Annotated in this window: 19 protein-coding genes; 7 read left to right on the forward strand and 12 right to left on the reverse strand. The window is 64.6% G+C overall.

The features are described from left to right. The first annotated feature begins 45 nt into the window (after positions 1-45). From lhgO to GM909_RS17480, 7 genes are all read left to right on the forward strand, one after another. Positions 46-1,230, forward strand: a complete 1,185-nt coding sequence (gene lhgO, locus GM909_RS17455; protein WP_157018150.1) for an L-2-hydroxyglutarate oxidase — start codon at positions 46-48, stop codon at positions 1,228-1,230. A gap of 158 nt (positions 1,231-1,388) precedes the next feature. Then, positions 1,389-1,997 (forward strand): L,D-transpeptidase, encoded by a 609-nt coding sequence (locus GM909_RS17460; RefSeq protein WP_157018152.1) that lies wholly within the window; start codon positions 1,389-1,391, stop codon positions 1,995-1,997. Positions 1,998-2,198: 201 nt separating this feature from the next. Then, positions 2,199-2,348, forward strand: a complete 150-nt coding sequence (locus tag GM909_RS26090) for an ABC transporter (RefSeq protein WP_235911957.1) — start codon at positions 2,199-2,201, stop codon at positions 2,346-2,348. A gap of 200 nt (positions 2,349-2,548) precedes the next feature. After that, entirely contained in the window at positions 2,549-3,214 is a 666-nt protein-coding gene (locus GM909_RS17465; RefSeq protein WP_157018323.1) for a hypothetical protein, read from the forward strand. 117 nt (positions 3,215-3,331) lie between these two features. Beyond that, positions 3,332-3,925, forward strand: a complete 594-nt coding sequence (locus tag GM909_RS17470; protein WP_407941311.1) for a protein-S-isoprenylcysteine O-methyltransferase — start codon at positions 3,332-3,334, stop codon at positions 3,923-3,925. Positions 3,926-3,934: 9 nt separating this feature from the next. Continuing rightward, positions 3,935-4,759: a 2-oxo acid dehydrogenase subunit E2 gene (locus GM909_RS17475; RefSeq protein WP_235911958.1), complete on the forward strand. Its 825-nt coding sequence runs from the start codon at positions 3,935-3,937 to the stop codon at positions 4,757-4,759. A gap of 42 nt (positions 4,760-4,801) precedes the next feature. Next, complete coding sequence (locus GM909_RS17480) at positions 4,802-6,370, forward strand: glucan biosynthesis protein (protein WP_157018153.1); 1,569 nt, start codon at positions 4,802-4,804, stop codon at positions 6,368-6,370. Positions 6,371-6,538: 168 nt separating this feature from the next. Here the strand turns inward: GM909_RS17480 and GM909_RS17485 are convergent, their stop codons facing one another. The 12 genes from GM909_RS17485 to ehuD form a co-directional block, all read right to left on the reverse strand. Then, positions 6,539-7,591 (reverse strand): 4-oxalomesaconate tautomerase, encoded by a 1,053-nt coding sequence (locus tag GM909_RS17485; protein ID WP_157018155.1) that lies wholly within the window; start codon positions 7,589-7,591, stop codon positions 6,539-6,541. Between the two features lie 93 nt (positions 7,592-7,684). Continuing rightward, the gene (locus GM909_RS17490; RefSeq protein ID WP_157018157.1) at positions 7,685-8,356 is read right to left on the reverse strand and encodes a 4-carboxy-4-hydroxy-2-oxoadipate aldolase/oxaloacetate decarboxylase; all 672 of its coding nucleotides are present in this window, start codon (positions 8,354-8,356) and stop codon (positions 7,685-7,687) included. Then, positions 8,356-9,087: a PIG-L deacetylase family protein gene (locus GM909_RS17495; RefSeq protein ID WP_157018159.1), complete on the reverse strand. Its 732-nt coding sequence runs from the start codon at positions 9,085-9,087 to the stop codon at positions 8,356-8,358. Before GM909_RS17495 ends, GM909_RS17490 begins: the two co-directional genes overlap by 1 nt. After that, complete coding sequence (locus GM909_RS17500; protein WP_157018161.1) at positions 9,084-10,070, reverse strand: catechol 2,3-dioxygenase; 987 nt, start codon at positions 10,068-10,070, stop codon at positions 9,084-9,086. The genes GM909_RS17495 and GM909_RS17500 overlap by 4 nt, the downstream gene beginning before the upstream one ends. Beyond that, entirely contained in the window at positions 10,067-10,978 is a 912-nt protein-coding gene (locus tag GM909_RS17505) for an amidohydrolase family protein (protein ID WP_157018162.1), read from the reverse strand. The genes GM909_RS17500 and GM909_RS17505 overlap by 4 nt, the downstream gene beginning before the upstream one ends. A gap of 2 nt (positions 10,979-10,980) precedes the next feature. After that, positions 10,981-12,921, reverse strand: a complete 1,941-nt coding sequence (locus GM909_RS17510; RefSeq protein WP_157018164.1) for a TRAP transporter permease — start codon at positions 12,919-12,921, stop codon at positions 10,981-10,983. Positions 12,922-12,939: 18 nt separating this feature from the next. Continuing rightward, a complete protein-coding gene (locus GM909_RS17515) occupies positions 12,940-13,872 on the reverse strand; it encodes a TAXI family TRAP transporter solute-binding subunit (protein ID WP_198174294.1) in 933 nt (310 codons plus the stop codon). 17 nt (positions 13,873-13,889) lie between these two features. After that, positions 13,890-14,576 carry a TetR/AcrR family transcriptional regulator gene (locus GM909_RS17520; RefSeq protein WP_157018166.1) on the reverse strand — a complete coding sequence of 229 codons (687 nt, stop codon included), beginning with the start codon at positions 14,574-14,576 and terminating at the stop codon, positions 13,890-13,892. A 207-nt stretch (positions 14,577-14,783) separates the two neighbouring features. Beyond that, positions 14,784-15,998, reverse strand: a complete 1,215-nt coding sequence (locus GM909_RS17525; RefSeq protein ID WP_157018168.1) for a M24 family metallopeptidase — start codon at positions 15,996-15,998, stop codon at positions 14,784-14,786. A gap of 23 nt (positions 15,999-16,021) precedes the next feature. Then, positions 16,022-17,038, reverse strand: coding sequence for a hydroxyectoine utilization dehydratase EutB (gene eutB, locus GM909_RS17530; RefSeq protein WP_157018170.1), 1,017 nt, complete (start codon positions 17,036-17,038; stop codon positions 16,022-16,024). Further along, on the reverse strand, positions 17,035-17,853 hold the full coding sequence (gene ehuA / locus GM909_RS17535) for an ectoine/hydroxyectoine ABC transporter ATP-binding protein EhuA (RefSeq protein ID WP_157018172.1): 819 nt from the start codon (positions 17,851-17,853) through the stop codon (positions 17,035-17,037). The genes eutB and ehuA overlap by 4 nt, the downstream gene beginning before the upstream one ends. Next, positions 17,853-18,521 carry an ectoine/hydroxyectoine ABC transporter permease subunit EhuD gene (ehuD, locus tag GM909_RS17540; protein WP_157018174.1) on the reverse strand — a complete coding sequence of 223 codons (669 nt, stop codon included), beginning with the start codon at positions 18,519-18,521 and terminating at the stop codon, positions 17,853-17,855. The genes ehuA and ehuD overlap by 1 nt, the downstream gene beginning before the upstream one ends. Between the last annotated feature and the right edge of the window lie 3 nt (positions 18,522-18,524).

An 18,524-nucleotide genomic window follows, 5' to 3' on the forward strand; every position in this document is an offset into this window, starting at 1 on the left:
GGGTCGTTCGGCCCCTGGCTCCCTCGGCAGGATTTCAGGAACTCCATGATCTATGATTATTGCGTCATCGGCGGCGGCATAGTCGGGCTGGCGATCGCCATGCGCCTCGTCGAGCGGCAGCCCGGCTGCAGTGTCGTCGTCCTCGACAAGGAAGACAGCGTCGGCCGCCACCAGACCGGCCACAACAGCGGCGTCATCCACGCCGGCATCTACTATCCGCCCGGCAGCCTGAAGGCCGAGCTGTGCCGCAAGGGGGCCCAGGCGACCAAGGATTTCTGTGCCGCCCACAACATCGCCTTCGATGTCTGCGGCAAGCTGCTGGTCGCCACGAACGGGCTCGAAATGCAGCGCATGGATGCGCTTTACGAGCGCTCGAAGACGAACCAGGTGGAGGTCGTCCGCCTGTCGGGGGAAGAACTCAACGAACGCGAGCCGAATGTCGCTGGCCTTGGGGCGCTTTTGGTGCCCTCGACCGGGATCGTCGACTATCGCGAGGTCTGCCGGGCGATGGCGCGCGAGATCGAGGCGGGCGGCGGCGAGATCGCGCTGGGCCAGAAGGTCACCGGCATCACGGAGACCGGCGACGGCGTCAGCGTCGACACGCCCGGCCGAAGCTGGCGGGCGCGCAAGCTGATCGCCTGCGCCGGGCTGCAGTCGGACAGGCTGGCGGTCATGGCCGGGCTCAAGATCGACCACCGGATCGTGCCGTTCCGCGGCGAATATTATCAACTGCCGCCGGAGAAGAACGAGATCGTCCGCCACTTGATCTATCCGATCCCCGACCCGGATCTGCCGTTTCTCGGCATTCATCTGACCCGCATGATCGATGGCTCGGTGACGGTCGGCCCGAACGCCGTCATCGGGCTCGGCCGCGAGACCTACGCCAAGCTTGGCGTGAATCTGGCCGACACGTTCGATTTCGCGACCTTCGGCGGCTTCTGGAAGACGGTGCTGAAATATCGCGCCTCCGCCGTGTCGGAACTGCGCAACTCGCTGTGGAAGTCCGGCTATCTGGCTGAATGCCGCAAGTATTGCCCCGGCCTTGAGTTGACGGATCTGCAGCCGCGCGCGGCCGGCATTCGTGCCCAGGCGGTCAAGAGCGATGGCACGCTGGTGCACGATTTCCTCTTCGCCAGGACCGATCGGATGCTTCACGTGTGCAACGCGCCATCGCCCGCCGCCACCTCAGCGATCCCGATCGCCGACATGGTGATCGATGAGCTGGGCTGAGCGCATGCCGGCATTCGTGTCCGCGCGGCAACACTTCCGCGCCGGTTTCTCCGTCAGGCTTGCAACACTTGGCTGGCAATACATTGGGTGGTAAGAAAAGCCGCTATGCAGCTTCTGCAATCTCCACCGATCGGTGAGTGAGATCTAGGTATATCGACATGTCCGATGGAAATATGACGCGCCGGGGGTTGATGCTGGGCGGGCTTGTAACTGCGGCGGCCGGACTGGCATCCGGTTGCTCACCTGTGATCGGAGACATGGGGGTCACTCGATCCTACGCATTTCCCGCGCCGCCCGAGCCGGATGCGCGCTTCAAGCGGCGCAGTGTCAGATATGACGGCGACGAGGCGCCCGGGACGATCGTCGTCAATACAACCGATCGTTTTCTGTATTTCGTCCAGGAGGACGGCTGGGCGACCCGTTACGGCGTCGGTGTCGGCGAGGAGGGCCTTACGCTCAAAGGGCATGCGAAAGTCGGGCGCAAGGCCGAATGGCCATCGTGGACCCCGACGCAGAGCATGCTGGAACGCAAGCCCCACCTGATGGAATATGCCGGCGGCGTTCCTGGCGGGCCCAGCAATCCGCTCGGCGCGCGGGCGCTCTATCTCTACCGCGGCGGGCAGGATACCATGTTCCGCATCCATGGCACGAATGAGCCCTGGACAATCGGCACAGCAGTTTCGAGCGGCTGTATCCGGCTAACCAATGACGATATCGTCGATTTGTATGAGCGTGTCCCGAGAGGCACCGCGGTGCTGGTCATCTGAGGTCTGGGTGCGCGGCGACGGCCTGCGCCATGGCGAATCCTTCAAGCATTGTGGTGTTTTGCATGATGCCCCGATTGGTCCCGATTGCTGAATTCTGGATGCCGACTGTGTCCTTCTTGCACTAGGCGAGGGTGCCTTTTGCCGTTATTCATGGTTTCGTTGCCTTCGAATCTATTCCACAAGTGGGGAAAGGATTACTTGATGAGCAGAATTCTAGTAGCCGTAATTGCCGCGTTTGGCGTGGCCAGCCTGAGTTCCTGTGCCGGTGGTATCGGCAAGGGCAAGGGTAAAGCTCCGCCGCCGGTCGTCGAGCCTGCTCCGGCGCCCGAACCGGCACCGGTATACAAGTAAGTTCGGCTATCAGCACTGCGGGGAAGGACCGGGGGGCCTTTTCCCGCAGCTGCGCCGATTTGCAATGTTCGGTCGCTGTGGTGGCGGCCGATTTGGACGTGGCGGTGTAAACTGACACGAGTGCAATCTTGCAGATGCGGGATTGTGAGAGCGTCTGCGAGTCTTCAGGGCTTGCGGCGGGTCTGGACTTGGGAATTGGAATGACGATAGCAGGCAGCCGTCGATGGCTCGTTGTCCTGGTTGTACTTGTTCTGACCGCATGTCAGACGCAGGACGAGGCTCCCCAGCCGAGATATGTTTCAAACGGCATCGGCAGTGACGTAGCCGCTCTACCGTTGGCTGCTACCGGCAATCCAACGTCGGGGCCGAATCTTTCGCAAAACGAAGACAAGCGCTATTTCATCGAATTTCGCTCGCGCTATGCGCTGAGCTACGGCCATACCTATGTCGTCTTCGGGCGCCTCAACGAAGCCGGCAAAATGGTCAATCCCGAAGTGGCCGGATTGCATCCCAAGTCGGAGGAGGCCGCGCCATACGTGCTCGGCCATATGGTGCCTGTTCCGGCGGAGACGGGATGGAGCGACGGCGACCTTGAGGAAGAATACCGCTCAGCGAGTTGGCGCATCATGCTGAGCGAGCCCGAATACAGGAAAGTCGTTGCCGATATCCGCAAGCTGCAAAACAGCTCTCCCGTCTGGCACGCGGCGCTCTACAACTGCAATGCGTTTACCGGCGACATCGCCAAGTCGATGGGGCTGCGCACGCCGGCAATATGGTTGCGTCCGCAGCAATTCATCACCAAGCTTCGCGAGATGAATACCGGCGCCAATGCTGCAGGCATTGCCGCTTCCTCATCGTCGGGGTGAGGGGCTGGGCATCAATTCCGCATGTGCCGGGCCGCGCGAGCGGCCGGATATGCTGGCGCCTCGGTGCGGCCTGAATTGTCGCACACCGTATCGCCGGCGAACCGGGAGTAATTTGACGTGAGCATCGCCGCGGCGACGATAGGCAAGATCCTATGGGTGCTGGGCGTCGTCGGCTGGTACGTCATCCGCTACCCGTTCGAGCGGCGTGCGCGGCGGGTTCGCGTGGTCAGCGGACGCCGCACGGCTGCCGACAGCCTCGGCCTCATCGCGGCGCTTGTCGGCATGGCCGTCCTGCCGGGCATTTACGTGGCAACCGGATTTCCGCGCCAGGCCGACTACCCGCCAAGCGGGTGGATCGTTGCGCTCGGCGCCATTGCCTTTGCCGCCGCTCTCGCCGTCTTTCGCATTTCGCACAAGCAGCTCGGGCGCAACTGGTCGATCACGCTCGAGATCCGTGAAAAGCACATGCTGGTCGCTTCCGGTCCCTACGCGCTCGTGCGCCATCCCATGTACACGTCCTTCCTTCTCATGGCGCTCGGCCAGGCCCTGCTTTTGCCCAACTGGTTCGCCGGACCGGTCGGGCTGGTCGGCTTTGCGGTGCTGTTTTTCCTGCGCGTCGACAAGGAAGAACGCATGATGCTGTCGAATTTCGGCCCCGAATATCGCACCTATATGGAGCGGACGAAGCGGCTGATACCATATATATATTAGGGAATTGGAATGCGTGGCCGGTCCATAAAGCTTTCCCTGCCCAGACGTCTGGTCGGCGACCTGATGCGGTTTTCGGTCGGCGTGCCGCGGATCACGGTGCAGCGCAACATGAAGATCGACCGCCTCCTTCATGCCAGGTCGCAGGCGTCGAAAAGGCCCTCCTGGACCGTGCTTTTCCTGAAAGGCTACGCGCTTCTTGCGCAGGAGGTGCCGGATCTGCGGCGCGCTTATGTCAAGCTGCCGTCGCCTCGGCTTTACGAATATCCGGTGAGCGTCGCTTCGCTGGCCTATGAGCGCGAATTCGGCGACGAGCGGGCGGTTTTGCTGGGGCGCATCAAGGCGCCCGAGAACCTGGCCATTGCCGAGATCGAAGCCGCCATTGTGGAGGCGCGGTCGCGTCCGCTCGGTGAGGTCAAGGATTTCCGCAGGGCGCTGAAATTCGCCCGACTGCCCGCGCCGCTGCGCCACTTCCTGATGTGGTTGGGGCTGAATATCGGCCGGCAAAGAGCGAACTTCTTCGGCACCTTCCAGCTTTCGGTCTATTCCGGTCTCGGGGCTGAATCGTTCAATCCACTTTCGCCTCTGACGACGCTGTTCAACTACGGGCCGATCGACAAGGAGGGCCGCGTCAGCGTGCGGATCCACTACGATCACCGGGTCATGGACGGCGCCAATGTGGCCCGGGCGCTCGAACGCTTCGAGGCCATACTCAATGGCGCGGTGACCGAGGAGGTGAATGGCCTGAACCAGAACAAGCCGGGCGTCCGTGCGGAAAGGCAGCGTTCTTCAAGCATTGCCGCAACAAAGGACGGGCTGTCCTCAAAAGTGCCATGAACTCTGCCGAATTTGACGCCGCGAACTGTGGGAGCATTGTTTATGACCTTTAGACCGACGCGGCGCGGCATATTGTTTTCGGGCCTCGCGGCCGGCGCCTTTACCCTTCTGCCCGACCTGGCGCGCGCCGCCGACGATGGCGCGCTCGATCTCGGACCGGCAGAAGCCTTCTCGTTCGACGACGTCAAGCGCATGGCCGAGGACCTCGCCGCAAAGCCGTACACGCCCTCGGCCGTTCCGGATCGGGATATTCTGGAGCAGATCGACTACGACCTGCACAACAAGGTCGTCTACCGGCCCGATCGCACTCTGTGGCGCGATGATGAGGCGGGGCCGGCGATTCGCTTCTTCCATCCGGGACGCTATTTCAAGGAGCCGGTGGCCATATCGGTGGTCGAGGACGGCCAGGCGCGCGAGATCATGTTCTCGGAATCCTATTTCGACATGCCCGACGGTCATCCCGCCCATCGCCTGACGAACTCCGGCTTCGCCGGCTTCCGCGTCATGAACGCCGATCAGAAGAACGACTGGATGGCATTGCTGGGGGGCACCTATTTCCGCACATCGGGACCATTCAACCAGTTCGGCCTGTCGGCGCGCGGCATCGCTATCGATCCGGCAACCGCAAAGCCGGAAGAATTCCCGCGTTTCACACATTTCTGGTTGGAGCGCGACGGAGAGGGCGGGCTGATCACCTATGCGTTGATGGACGGTCCGAGCGTGACCGGAGCCTATCGGATCGCCAGCCTCCAGGATGACGGCATCCGCCAGGAGATCGAGGCCGCCGTTATCCTGCGCGACGGTGTCGAGCGTCTTGGACTGGCGCCGCTCACGTCAATGTTCTGGTATGCGGAGAACAATCGCGAGGTCGCCAAGGACTGGCGGCCCGAGATTCACGATTCAGACGGGCTGGAGATATGGACCGGCGCGGGCGAGCGTATCTGGCGGCCGCTCAACAATCCGCCGCGCGTCATGGTCAACACCTTCGTCGACCGCGATCCCAAGGGTTTCGGACTGATGCAGCGCGACCGCAATTTCGAGAACTATCAGGATGACGGGGTGTTCTACGAGAAGCGGGCCAGCCTGTGGGTCGAGCCGCTGGACGGCTGGGGCGAGGGCGCCGTCCAGCTTATGGAGATACCGACGGACGACGAGATCCACGACAATATCGGTGCCTTCTGGGTGCCGGCCGGCGCGACGAGCACCGGCGACCGGTTCGATCTCAGATACCGGCTGCACTGGGTCGCCGACACGCCCTACCGCGACGAAAACGCAGCGCGTGTCGTGGCCACCAGAACGGGACTGGGCGGCGTTCCCGGCCAGCCGCGGCCGGAGGGTGTCACCAAATTCACCATCGATTTCGAAGGTTCGGCGCTCGACGGCCTCGACCGTTCGAGCGGCGTGGAAGCCGTGATCGATACGAGCCGGGGCGCGATCGACAATGTGTCCACTTATCCCGTTGTCGGCACGAAGCGCTGGCGCGCCATGTTCGATGTGACGGCGCAAGAAGAGGAGCCGGTGGATTTGCGCCTGTTCCTGCGCCATGAGGATCGCGCGTTGAGCGAGACCTGGGTCTACCAGCTCTTCCCGGCGCAAAGAAAGCCGTCCTGATCCCGGGGACGTCTCGGTCGGCTGCCGCGCGGTCCGAGGCTCCTGAAATTACTGGAGCATGTCCCACTCAAACGGAATCGTTTGAGCGAAAGGTACATGCTCCAACATATTGATCTGGCGCGCATATCTTTGCTTCAAACGTTTCCGTTTGAAGCAAAGATATGCGCGCTAAGCGAAGACCGCACCGTCGAAGAGCTTGCGCGCGGTGCGCAGGATCGCCGCGCGTTCCACTGCGCCCGCATCGTCGAGCGTGGCCACGACCGTCATTTCGCCGGTCGGATGCTCGATCGACAGGGAGCGTTCGCGCCCGCTGCCAGTTTGGGCCAGTTCGGCCGCCGGACTTTTCGGCAGCAGACAGGCGGTGGCGACGGAGACCGCGCCGAGAACACCGATCGAGGAATGACAGCGATGCGGGATGAAGGTGCGGGTCGAAATCGCCCCGCCCCGGCGCGGCGCCGATACCATCGTCATCTTCGGCACCGACTTTTCGCTCACATCGCCCAGATTCATCATCGGCCCGGCCTTCAGCCGGATCGCCTCCAGCCGGCCGCGCAGGTTTTCATTAGCCTCCAGTTCGGCCGGTGTCTCGTTGCCTGAAATGCCCATGTCGGCGGCACGCATGACGACGCAGGGCATGCCGTTGTCGATCAAGGTGACGGCGACGCCGTCGATCTCGTCGCGCGCATTGCCAGTGGGCAGGAGCGCGCCGCAGGAGCTTCCCGCCGTGTCCTCGAACCGGACAGGGACGGGGGCGGCGGTGCCTGGCACGCCGTCGATGTGAGCGTCACCGGCATAGCTGACGCGCCCGTCTGGCGTGGCCACGCTGGCGACCGCCACCTGGCCGGTGTTTTCCATGAAGATGCGCACATCCGTCGTCTCGCCGGTTGTCGCCACCAGCCCGCGCTCGATGGCGAAGGGGCCGATACCGGCCAGGATATTGCCGCAGTTCTGGGCGTCGGTGACGATCGGCTGGTCGACGAAGACCTGCAGGAACAGATAATCGACGTCGATGCCCGGACGGACCGATTTCTTCACCACGGCAACCTTTGAAGTGAGCGGATCGGCCCCGCCCATGCCGTCGATCTGGCGCTTGTCGGGCGAGCCCATCGCGCGCAGCAAAAAGGCGTCGCGGGCGGCCCTGTCGGCGGGGAGGTCCTCGGCCAGGAAATAGCCGCCCTTGGACGTCCCGCCGCGCATCCACATGCACCGCACGCTGCTCATCTCTCCGTCCTCCCGGCCAAGGAAGCGAAGCGAGCGCGAGCCGGGACCCATTGCGGACCCTCAGCGTCGGGGATGACGACAGGGGGCTTGAAGTCAGACATATCTCAGCCCCTTCGCGGCGAGCTTTTCGCGCATGCCGTAGATGTCGAGGCCGAGCTCGCCGGCCATCAGCCGCTTGCGCGTCTCGGCCTCCTTGGCCTCGCGGGCATGCGAGGCGTCGAGCGTCGCCTTGGCCTCGGCGCGCGGCACGACGCACACGCCGTCGTCATCGGCCACGATGACGTCGCCCGGCTGTACCGCCGCCTCGGCGCACACCACCGGCACGTTGACCGAGCCGATCGTCTCCTTGACCGTGCCCTGGGCGAAGACCGCTTTCGACCAGACGGGAAAACCGATCTCGGCCAGGTCACGCACGTCGCGCACGCCCGCCTCGATGATCAGACCGCGCACGCCCCTGTGCATCAGCGAGCGGGCCAGCAGTTCGCCGAAATAGCCGTCCTCGCAGGGACTGGTCGGCGCGACGACGAGGATATCGCCCTCGCGGCACTGTTCGACCGCGACATGGATCATCCAGTTGTCGCCCGGCGCGATCGACACCGTCACCGCCGGGCCGGCGAGGCGCGCGCCGGCATAGATCGGCCGCATGTGCGAACGCATCAGCCCCTTGCGGCCCATGGCCTCGTGCACGGTCGCCACGCCGCATTCGGCGAGCCCTTCGACTATTGCCGCCTCGGGACGCTCGATATTCTGCACCACCACGCTCATCACAACTCATCCACGGTTTTGGGAAAGATCGACTGGAAGGCCTCGGCATATTGCGCCTCGCGCCCGCCGGACTGGCCGCCGGAATTGCGCCGGAACTGGTTGGCGCGGTTTTCGGCGACATTGGTGTAATAGTGCCAGAGGTGCTGCTGGCCCTCCATGCACTCGATCGCCGCCTTTTTCTTCTCCCACGCCGGTGTGATGTCGAGGATCGTGTCCGGCTTCCAGCCGCATTGCTCGCTCTGGTGCGGCTCGAAGAGATAGAGCTGCGGGGCGCCGAGCACCTTTTCGCCCGGATTGTGGCCCCAGGCCTGGGCGACCATGCGGCATTCCAGCGCCACCCGCGTGGCGTAGGGGTGGTCGGTGTTGTAGGGATCGTCCAGCGAGTGCGAGAGCATGAAGTCCGGCTGCACCTTGCGGATCACGTCGACCAGGCGGAACTTTGCCTCGCGGTCCAGTTCCAGCGGATAGTCGCCGAGGTCGAAGAACTGGATGTCGGCGACGCCGAGTGCAGACGCGGCGTTTTCGGCTTCCTTGCGCCGGCCGGCCTTGACCATGTCCAGCGTCATGCCCTCCTGCTTCCACAGCTTGGCGCTTTCGCCGCGTTCGCCATAGGACAGGCATACGACGGTGACGGCGTATCCCTTCCTGGCGTGCAGGGCGATGGCCCCGCCGCAGCGCCAGACGAAATCGGCCGAATGCGCGCTGACGACCAGCGCTGTCTTTCCACTCATTTCTTCTCTCCGTCGGATTTGGCGGCCTCGCCCACCGGGGGCGTGCCGTGGGTATGAAAGCTCTCGATCGTCTTGAGGCCCCAGGCCTGGCCTTTCCTGCGCTCGGCCTCTGTCCACACGACGGTCGGCCAGTCGGGCCTGAGGATCAGCCGCGCACCGGCATTGGCGACCTCGACGCGGTTGCCGGCCGGCTCGTAGACATAGAGAAAGAAGGTGCCCTGGACGGCATGCTTGTGCGGCCCGGTCTCGATGTAGACGCCGTTCTCCAGAAAGATGTCGGCGGCCCTCAGCACGTCCTCGCGGCTGTCGACTGCATAGGTGACGTGGTGAAAACGGCCCCGGGCGCCGGAGTGATCCTCCGTATAGGCGATGTCGTAGCTCTTGTTGTTGACGGTGAACCAGCAACCGCCGAGCCGCCCGTTGTCGAGCAGGATTTCCTCCGTCGCCCGCGATCCGAACGCCTCGGTCATGAAGGCCTTGATCGCCCGGACATCGCTTGCCAGCAGGTTCAGATGGTCGATGCGCCGCACGCCGGTGCCGCGCCCGTGATAGCGCTGGGCGATGTTCTTCAGCGCCGGCTTTTCGCCCAGTGGCGCCTCGTAGACGCGGGTGTCGTAATAGAGCTCGAAGATGTGCCCGTCGGGATCGTTGAAGCGATAGGCGCGGCCGTGGCCCATATCGCCGTCGACCCAGCCGATGCCGCAGCCCATGGCCTCGATCGCCGCCACGCGGCGCTCGAGCGCGCCCTCAGACGTCGTGCGGTAGCCGACATGGCCGACGCCCGTCGAGTCTGAGGCCGTCAGCTTGAGCGTGTGGAACTCGTAGTCGTCGAAGGCGCGCAGATAGACCGAATTGCCCTCGCGCCCGCTCTCCGTCAGTCCGTAGACATTGACGAAGAAGTTCAGGCTCTCCTCCGGCTTGTCGGTCAGAAGCTCGACATGGCCCAGATGAGCGACGTCGAAGCAGGGCTCGTGATTGCTCATCCTTGCCTCGCCAGTTCCTTCGGCTGCCCTTCGACCATCTGCTCAGGCCAGTAGAGCCGCGTCGGATTGTCGACCAGCAGACGTTTCAGGTTTGCCGCGTCGGGCGCGATCTCGGGCAACAGATCGACCAGAGCCCCATCGTCGGGCATGTTCTTCTTGATGTTGGGATGCGGCCAGTCGGTGCCCCACAGGACGCGGTCGGAAAACCGCTCGACCAGCATCTTGGCGAACGGAACGGCATCGGCGAAGGGCGGGCCGGCGCGCGAAATGCGCTCGGCGCCGCAGACCTTGACCCAGAAGCGCGCGTCTTCCATCAGTTCGAGCAGCATCTGGAAGGCCGGCTGGTCGGTTCCCTGGCTGGCGTCCACCCGGCCCATATGATCGATGACCAAGGTCAGCGGCAACGCTTTGAGCTGCGGCGCCAGCGTCTCCAGCCTGTTGGCGTCGAAATGCACCACCGCGTGCCAGCCGAGCGGTGCGATCCTGTCGGCGATCCGGCGTACGGCATCCATGTCGGCATCCTTGCCGAGATGCGTGACGAAATTGAAGCGTACGCCGCGCACGCCGCCTTCATGCAGGCGCTTCAGCTCGTCCTGCGTCACATCTTCCTTGACCATGGCGACGCCGCGATAGCGGCCATCGGATGCGGCGATCGCATCGAGCATGGCGGCGTTGTCGGTGCCGTGGCAACTCGCCTGGACCAGCACCGAGCGCTCGATGCCCAGAAGCCTGTGAAGCGCAAACAGCGTTTCCTTCGGCGCGTCGACCGGGGTGTAGGTGCGCTCCGGCGCGAAGGCAAAGCGCGCCGCCGGCCCGAAGACATGACAATGCGCGTCGCAGGCGCCGGCGGGCAGAGCCGTCCTCGGCTTGCTCGGTGCGGGGTGGAAGGGCAGGTTTTGAGCTGTCATCGCTAGACCTTGTCATGTGCCGCTGGCGAGGGTGCTCCTGCGGTCGTTGCGCGCCAGAAAAGAAATGCCAGGCCGGCGAGCCCGACGAGCCGTGCGGCAAGCGTCGCCGGATCGGTCGAGTCGACCGGCGTCGGCCACAGCACCAGGAGTGAGCATACCGCCATGGCGCTGCGCTCGGGGCTCGTCTGTGTGCGGCCGAGCCATCCGGCAAAGGCGATGGTTAGCCCCACGACGCCGATCGTCGCCAGAACGATCGAAAGGGTGATCTGGATGCCGCTGCCGATCATCAGCAGCCCCGGCATGCTGGCGAACAGGAACGGAACCAGCAGCTTGACGAAGCCGAGCCGCACCGATTCGAACGCCGTCTTGTTGGCGTCGCCGCCCGAGATGCTGGCCGCGGCGTAAGCCGCCAGCGCGACGGGCGGGGTGATCGCCGAGACGAGCCCGTAATAGAAGATGAACATATGGGCGACGATCGCCGGCACGCCGAGTTTGGTGAGCGCCGGGGCGACGAGAACGGCAAGCAGCAGATAGGCGGCCGAGGTCGGCAGGCCCATGCCGAGAACGAAGGAGACAAGGGCGGTGAGCACGAGGATGGTCAGGATGCTCTGCCCGCCGAGTTCGACGATCAGGCCGGACAGCATCAGGCCCATGCCGGTCAAGTTGAGCACGCCGATGACCACGCCGGCGGCGGCGACCGCCGCGACGATCGGCATTGTTGCCAGAAGCGTGTCGCGGCAGACCATGACCAGACCCATCGGGCCGACGCGCGTCGCGCTGCGCCATGGCGAGATGGCCAGCGCGAGGACGAGGCACATGACGGCGGCGCGGGTCGGCGTATAGCCCATGACCAGGAATGCGACGAGACCGACGAGCGGCAGAAGAAGATAGCCGCGGCGCACCAGCGTTTCGCGCAGCAGGGCGAGCCCCGCCTCGGTATCGCGCTCGAGGCCCAGCCGGCCGGCTTCGAGCCTGACCGCCACCATCAGCGCGACGACATAGAGGAGACCGGGCACGAGCGCGGCCAGCGCGATCTGCGAATAGGGGACGCCGATGATCTCCGCCATCAGGAAGGCGGCCGCGCCCATCACCGGCGGCAGGATCTGTCCGGCCGAGGAGGCGGCGGCCTCGATGGCGCCGGCGAGATTGGCCGAATAGCCGACGCGCTTCATCAGCGGGATGGTGAAGGTGCCGGTGGTCACCACATTGGCGACCGCGCTGCCGTTGATCGTTCCGAGCATGGCGCTCGAAAGGGCCGCCGACAGGCCGGGCCCGCCGCGCATGCGCCCCGTCAGCCCGCGCGCGATATCGACGAAGACTTCGCCGGTGCCGATCTTCATCAACAGCCCGCCAAGCAGCGAGAAGAGAAAGATATATTCGACCGCCACGCCCATCGGCAGGCCGTAGACGCCCTCGGTCGACAGCATCAGCGTCGAGGCAAGGCGCCTGAGGTCATAGCCGCCGTGACCGTACTGGCCGGGAATGAGATAGCCGAACCAGGCATAGGCAAGCGCGACGCAGACGAGCACCACAAGGGCCCAGCCGAGCGCCATGCGCACCAGGACGAGAAGCGCCGCCATGAGGCCGACGAAGATCCACAGATCGGGCGGCGTGGCCATGGCGCCGCGCATGATGATCTCGAGATAGGTCGCCTGCAGGTGGTAGCCGGGGACCAGCACGATGATCGCCAGCGCGTAGCACATGAAGCGGACCATGGTGTTGCGTGCGTTCAGGCCGACGAAGAGCAGGCCGCCGCAGGCAACCATGGAAAAGAACAGCGAGCGCAGGATGAGCGCCGTGATCAGGCCGAAATAGGCGCCATAGATCACCAGTGCCGTCACGGCGACGGCGAGGGCGGCAAAGAGAAGCGACACGATGGCCGCTTCCCTGTCGTTGCGATGTGCGGCGCGGTCGAGCCGCAACTGATCGAGAAATGCGGTCATGATGGCCGCGCCTCTCCTTTACTTGACGGAATCGAAATAGGCCTTGGCGCCGGGATGCAGGTCGATCGGCGTTTTGGTCGCCGTCTCCAGCGAGATCGCCTTGGCCTGCGGATGAACCTCGCCCAACTCGTCGAGGTGTTCGAAGATCGTGCCGGAGATCGTGTTGATCAGTGCCTCATCGGCGTCGGCCTTGGTGAACAGCGTTGCCGGATCGTTGATCACCGTCACCGGCTCGGTCTGGTCGGGATAGGTGCCGGGCTTGATGTCATAGGGCTGGTAGTAGGGATACTGCTCGAAAAGATCCGCCACCTTCTCCTCGTCGAGCGACAGGAGAACCATGTCGCGCTGCGCGTCGAGGTCGATCAGCGCCGCGGTCGGCGCGCCGGCCAGCACCGTGGTGGCGTCCACCGTGCCGTTCATCAGCGCGTTGGTTCCTTCGGTATAGGAGAGGAACTGCACATTGGAGGGATCGAAGACGCCGTAGGACTCCAGCAGACGCTGGGCCAGAACCGCCGCGTTGCTGCCGGGCGGTCCGAGATTGACCCGCTTGCCGGCGAGATCCTCGATGCTGGCGATGCCGGTGTCGGCGGTCGTGGCAAGCTGCAGCACGGCCGGATAGAGATAGGCCATCGCCGCCACCGGCTGGGCGTCGTCCTCGAACGGGCCTTCGCCGTTCTTCGCCTCGTAGAGCGTCGATGAGGAGGAGAAGCCGAAGTTCATCTGGTCGGCGGCGACACGGCGGATGTTTTCCACCGAAGCGCCGGTCACCTCGGCGCGCGCCGTCGTGTCGCTCATATGCTTGTTGAGCACGTCGGCGATGCCGGCGCCGATGACGTAAAACAGTCCGCCCGTCCCGCCGGTGCCGATGGAAAGGCGTTGCTCGGCTGCCGCTGGCGCCGCAACCAGGGCGACCGCCAGCGCCAGGACCTTCATGCCGGTTCGATATGTCATTTCTTCCTCCCGTTGGTTCAAAGAGACGATTGCGCCGGTTCCGGCGCGGGTTCGGCGTCGGGCCGGGCAAGGGCCCTGAGGCTTGCGAAACTTGCTTCCACGATCTGCTCGATCGCCGTTTCCTGGTCGCTCCCGTCGGCTGTCCCGTCTGACAGACGGTCGATACGCTGCGGATTCATCAGCGTGTAGTATAGCGAGCCGAGCAGGAACTGGCTGCGCCAGACGATGTCCTCGCGCCGGGCGCCCGGCAGGCAGGCGGCGATCGCGTCGATGAAGGCGCGCGTGGTCGCGTCGAAGGCCCTGGCGATGATCTCGCGGGCCTGGGGGTTGCCTTCGGCCGACAGCATGGCGCGCATGCGCGTGAAGCGGGCGCCGCCGCCGGCCAGATCGTCGGAGGATGTGAAGGCGGGCAGCAGATAGGCCCGCAGGATGGCTTTCAGGCGCTTCGCCGGATCCTCGATGCGTGTCGCCTCGCCGATGAGTTCCAGTCGGCGGGCGTTCATCGGCCGCGTGTGGCGCTCGTAGATGGCTTCCAGAAGGCCGAGCTTGTTGCCGAAATGGTAGGTGATGCTGCCGACATTGACCTTGGCCTCGCGCGCGATCTCGCGCAGTGCGACCGCTCCGAATCCGCTTTCGGAGAAGCGCTTTTCGCCGGCTTCGAGAATGGCCGTTCTCGGATCGATGGCGCCTGAGGGCCTCGGCATGGCGGCAGTTTCCTCCACTGTTGCCGGAGTTCTAGCGACGGCGTTTTCAAATGTCCATATCTTTTAGACAAGTGTACAAGGATTTTCCTGATGCGCACAAATTGGAACCGCGGACCAGCGCCACGGCAACGCGAAACGGGGGACATTGACCTGCACGATCCCCCTTGTTCCTGCTGCTGCGCTTCAGGCGTTCCTGAGATGGGAGAGCTACTTCACCAGCGGCCCGCCCGGCGTCTGGGTGACGACCTCGGCACCGTGCTGTCCCAACAGGACGGTGTTGGAGAGGAAATAGTCTCCCTGGCCGGTTCCCATCAGCCAGGACAGGATGTGAAAGCTCATGCCTTCGCGGATTTCCAGGTCGGAATCCGCCCTCAGCCCGGTGACGGAATTGCCGCCCGTCCATGACGGCGGAAAGCCGATCCCGACGCAATAGCCGCAATGGTGGCGCCGGTAATGCGACAGGCCCGCGTCGTCGACGACCTCTTGCCATGCCGCATAGACCTCGCGCGCGGCAACGCCCGGGCGCAGCGCGCCGAGCACCGCGTCGAACGCCCGGCCGGCGGTTTCGGCCATGCGCGCATCCTCCTTGCGGATCGCGCCGATATGGACGAGGCGGCCGAGCGGCGCGTGATAGCGCGAGACGCATCCCGACAGTTCGACAAAGACGGGCTGGCCATGCTGATAGACGCTGTCGCCCCAGGTCGCATGTTCCTCGTCGAGCCGCCCGCCGGGGCGGATGAAGGGGCCGAAGCCCGGCGCAGCACCACCGGCGCGCACCATGGCCGCTATGCACTCGGCCGCGACATCGCTTTCACGCGCGCCGTCGCCGATCGCGGCGATCGCCGCCCCTGCGCCCAGGTCGGTGATCTTTGCGGCCTGCCGCATCAGCGCCTGCTCGGCCGGCGACTTGACGAGGCGAAGTGTGTCGACGAGGCCGGTGACGTCGACCCATTCGACATCGTCGATGCGCTCGCGCAGGGCGCGGCCGAAGCCGTAGGAATGACCCGACGACCAGGTCTCGACCCCGAAACGCACGGCCCGGCCGAGCGATCCTTCGATCAGTTCCTCCACCTCGCCCAGAAGCTCCTCGCCGGCCGAGCGCGAGCGCTCGCGCCGCTCCAGAAGCCGCACCGTCAGGTCGGCCGCCGTCTCGGAATCGCCATGCCCGGCAAACAGCGCATTGCGCACCTGCCTGGTGACCGAGACGCGCTCCATGGTGCGGGTGACGAGGGTCATTTCGCCGACCGCCGGGACGATCAGCACATGCGGCGCAAAATAGCCCCAGTGGTCGAGCCCGGTCAGGTAGAAGATGTTTTCCGGCGTCGACAGGAGTATCAGATCGAGCTGGCGTCCCTCCATGTCGGCGCGTACACGCTCCAGGCGCCGCGCCAGTTCCTCGTCGTCGAACGGATTGGCGAACATGGCCTCGAACCTCGTTGCCGCGCTTATTTGGTAGAACCCTCGTAGAGTCGCCCCGTCACGGTCAGGTCGCCGAGCCGGACGTCCTTGCCGCACATGATGTCGGTGAAGACGGCCATGTCGACATTGCGTCCGCTGATAATCGTCGCGACGGGACCGCCGAGATCGCCCAGCCGGCCGCTTGCAAGGGCGGCGATGCCCACCGCGCTGGCGCCTTCTGCGACGAGCCTGTCCTCGTAATAGAGCGCCTGCATGGCGCGGTATATCTCGTCCTCGCTGACGAGCACGATATCGTCGAGCAGGTCGCGGCAAAGCGCGAACGAGACACGGTTGTCGAGACCGATGCCGCCGCCGAGCGAGTCGGCCAGGCTGGCGACCTCTTCGACTTCCACCGGATGACCCGCATCAACGGACGCCTTCATCGCCGCGCCGCGGTCCATCGAGATGCCGATCACCTTGATGTCGGGCTTGATCGCCTTGGCCGCCAGCGCGACGCCGCCGGCCAGTCCGCCGCCCGACAGCGGCACCAGGATCGCCGCCAGATCGGGCCGGTCCTCGAGCATTTCCAGTCCGATCGTTCCCTGGCCGGCGACGACCAGCGGGTCGTCGAAGGGCGAGATCTCGGCGAAGCCTTCCTTTTCGGCCAGTTTCCGGCTTGCGGCCAGCGCCTCGTCCTGGCTTTTTCCGCCGATGCGCACCTCCGCGCCCAGTGCCTTGATGCCGTCGATCTTGACCTGCGGCACCCGCGACGACATGCAGATGACGGCCCTGATGCCGCGGGCACGGGCGGCATAGGCGACGCCGCGGCCGTGATTGCCGGTCGAGCAGCAGGTCACCCCGGCCACGTCGTCGCCGAGCGCAAAGACGGCGTTGACGGCGCCGCGCAGCTTGAAGGCGCCGATCGGCTGCGCAATTTCCAGCTTCAGCAGGACATCGTCACCATGAAGGGCCGTGGCATGCGGGGAGGGGACGAGCGGCGTGCGCGCCGCCACCCCGTCTATCCTGGCCCGGGCGGCGAAAATGTCGGCAAGTGTGAGTGTCATACGGCCTCCTTCACGGCGCTCAGAAATTGTTGCGTCCGCTCCTTCTTCGGATTGCCGAACAGTTCGTCCGGCGCTCCCTGTTCCTCGATCTTGCCGTCGAAGAAGAAGCACACGCGGTCGGAGATATCCTTGGCAAAGCCCATCTGGTGGGTGACCATGAGCATGGTCAAGTTGTGCTCGCTCACCAGTTTGCGGATGACATTGGTGACTTCGCCGATCACCTCCGGGTCGAGCGCCGAGGTCACCTCGTCGAACAGCATCACCTTCGGGCGCATGGCCATGGCGCGGGCGATCGCCACGCGCTGCTGCTGGCCGCCGGAAAGACGCGAGGGATGCTGGTCGCGCTTGTCGGACATGCCGACCAGGTCGAGGAGATTTTCGGCGCGTTCGCGCGCCTCGGCCTTGCTCAGTCCCAGGACGTGAACCGGACCCTCCATGCAGTTTTCCAGCGCCGTCATGTGCGGGAACAGATTGAAGTGCTGGAAGCACATGCCGATGTTGGAGCGCATCTGGCGCAGATAGCGGTTGCTGGCCCGCACCAGCCTGCCATGGTGGTGCATGTGGGTGAGCGGCTGGCCGTCGACATAGATGACGCCGCCATTGATCGTCTCCAGCGTCATAAGCATGCGCAGGACCGTCGTCTTGCCGGAACCCGACGGCCCGATGATCGCCACCATCTCGCCCTCTGCCACGTCGAGATTGAGCGAATCCAGGACGACCAGGTCGCCATATTGCTTGGTGACGTTCTTGAAGCGCACCATCGGCACGTCGCCTCCGGTCAACTCAAGTGGATATTTCGACAGCTCTTCCGTCATCAGCTCATTCCGAGTTTGCGTCTCACCCAGGCTTCGAAGGTCCGTATGAGGGCCGCCGAGGGCAAGGAGATCATCAGGAATATGACGCCGACAAGCGTATAGGGCTCCAGGAAACGATAGCTTTCCGAGCCGATCGCATTGGCGGTGTGCATCAGCTCGGCGACCCCGATCACCGACAGCATCGGCGTATCCTTGAATATGCCGACGAGATAGTTGCCCATGCCGGCAAGCGATGGCGGCAGCGCCTGGGGAATGACGATGCGGAAATAGGTGCGCGCGGTCGACAGGTTGAGCGAGGTCGCCGCTTCCCACTGGCCTTTCGGCACGCTCTCCAGTCCGCCGCGATAGACCTCCGACAGATAGGCTGCATAGTGAAGTCCGATGGCGATCATGCCCGCCACCCAGGGCGACAGGCGGACGCCGAATTGCGGCCCGACATAAAAGACGAAGAAGATCTGCAGCACCAGCGGCGTGGAGCGGATGAACTCGACCGCCTCGCGCACCGTCATCGTCAGGGCGCGGTAAGGCGTGCGCTGGGCGAGCGCCAGGATGAGGCCGAGCACGATGGCGATGGCATAGCCGAGCCCTGCCGCCAGGAGCGTATTGCCGGTGGCAATGATGAGCCGCGGCAGGATCTCGGCGGTGAAGTCCCATCGCCAGTCGAACATCGC

Origin of the sequence: Mesorhizobium xinjiangense (assembly GCF_009749525.1) — a bacterium.
Classification (GTDB): Bacteria; Pseudomonadota; Alphaproteobacteria; order Rhizobiales; family Rhizobiaceae; genus Mangrovimarina; species Mangrovimarina xinjiangensis.

What these genes read in the sequence shown, in the direction of transcription:
- lhgO (WP_157018150.1), top strand. Translation starts at nt 46, where the DNA reads ATGATCTATGATTATTGCGTCATCGGCGGCGGCATAGTCGGGCTGGCG.
- GM909_RS17460 (WP_157018152.1), top strand. Translation starts at nt 1,389, where the DNA reads ATGTCCGATGGAAATATGACGCGCCGGGGGTTGATGCTGGGCGGGCTT.
- GM909_RS26090 (WP_235911957.1), top strand. Translation starts at nt 2,199, where the DNA reads ATGAGCAGAATTCTAGTAGCCGTAATTGCCGCGTTTGGCGTGGCCAGC.
- GM909_RS17465 (WP_157018323.1), top strand. Translation starts at nt 2,549, where the DNA reads ATGACGATAGCAGGCAGCCGTCGATGGCTCGTTGTCCTGGTTGTACTT.
- GM909_RS17475 (WP_235911958.1), top strand. Translation starts at nt 3,935, where the DNA reads ATGCGTGGCCGGTCCATAAAGCTTTCCCTGCCCAGACGTCTGGTCGGC.
- GM909_RS17480 (WP_157018153.1), top strand. Translation starts at nt 4,802, where the DNA reads ATGACCTTTAGACCGACGCGGCGCGGCATATTGTTTTCGGGCCTCGCG.
- GM909_RS17485 (WP_157018155.1), bottom strand. Translation starts at nt 7,591, where the DNA reads ATGAGCAGCGTGCGGTGCATGTGGATGCGCGGCGGGACGTCCAAGGGC.
- GM909_RS17490 (WP_157018157.1), bottom strand. Translation starts at nt 8,356, where the DNA reads ATGAGCGTGGTGGTGCAGAATATCGAGCGTCCCGAGGCGGCAATAGTC.
- GM909_RS17495 (WP_157018159.1), bottom strand. Translation starts at nt 9,087, where the DNA reads ATGAGTGGAAAGACAGCGCTGGTCGTCAGCGCGCATTCGGCCGATTTC.
- GM909_RS17500 (WP_157018161.1), bottom strand. Translation starts at nt 10,070, where the DNA reads ATGAGCAATCACGAGCCCTGCTTCGACGTCGCTCATCTGGGCCATGTC.
- GM909_RS17505 (WP_157018162.1), bottom strand. Translation starts at nt 10,978, where the DNA reads ATGACAGCTCAAAACCTGCCCTTCCACCCCGCACCGAGCAAGCCGAGG.
- GM909_RS17510 (WP_157018164.1), bottom strand. Translation starts at nt 12,921, where the DNA reads ATGACCGCATTTCTCGATCAGTTGCGGCTCGACCGCGCCGCACATCGC.
- GM909_RS17515 (WP_198174294.1), bottom strand. Translation starts at nt 13,872, where the DNA reads ATGACATATCGAACCGGCATGAAGGTCCTGGCGCTGGCGGTCGCCCTG.
- GM909_RS17520 (WP_157018166.1), bottom strand. Translation starts at nt 14,576, where the DNA reads ATGCCGAGGCCCTCAGGCGCCATCGATCCGAGAACGGCCATTCTCGAA.
- GM909_RS17525 (WP_157018168.1), bottom strand. Translation starts at nt 15,998, where the DNA reads ATGTTCGCCAATCCGTTCGACGACGAGGAACTGGCGCGGCGCCTGGAG.
- eutB (WP_157018170.1), bottom strand. Translation starts at nt 17,038, where the DNA reads ATGACACTCACACTTGCCGACATTTTCGCCGCCCGGGCCAGGATAGAC.
- ehuA (WP_157018172.1), bottom strand. Translation starts at nt 17,853, where the DNA reads ATGACGGAAGAGCTGTCGAAATATCCACTTGAGTTGACCGGAGGCGAC.
- ehuD (WP_157018174.1), bottom strand. Translation starts at nt 18,521, where the DNA reads ATGTTCGACTGGCGATGGGACTTCACCGCCGAGATCCTGCCGCGGCTC.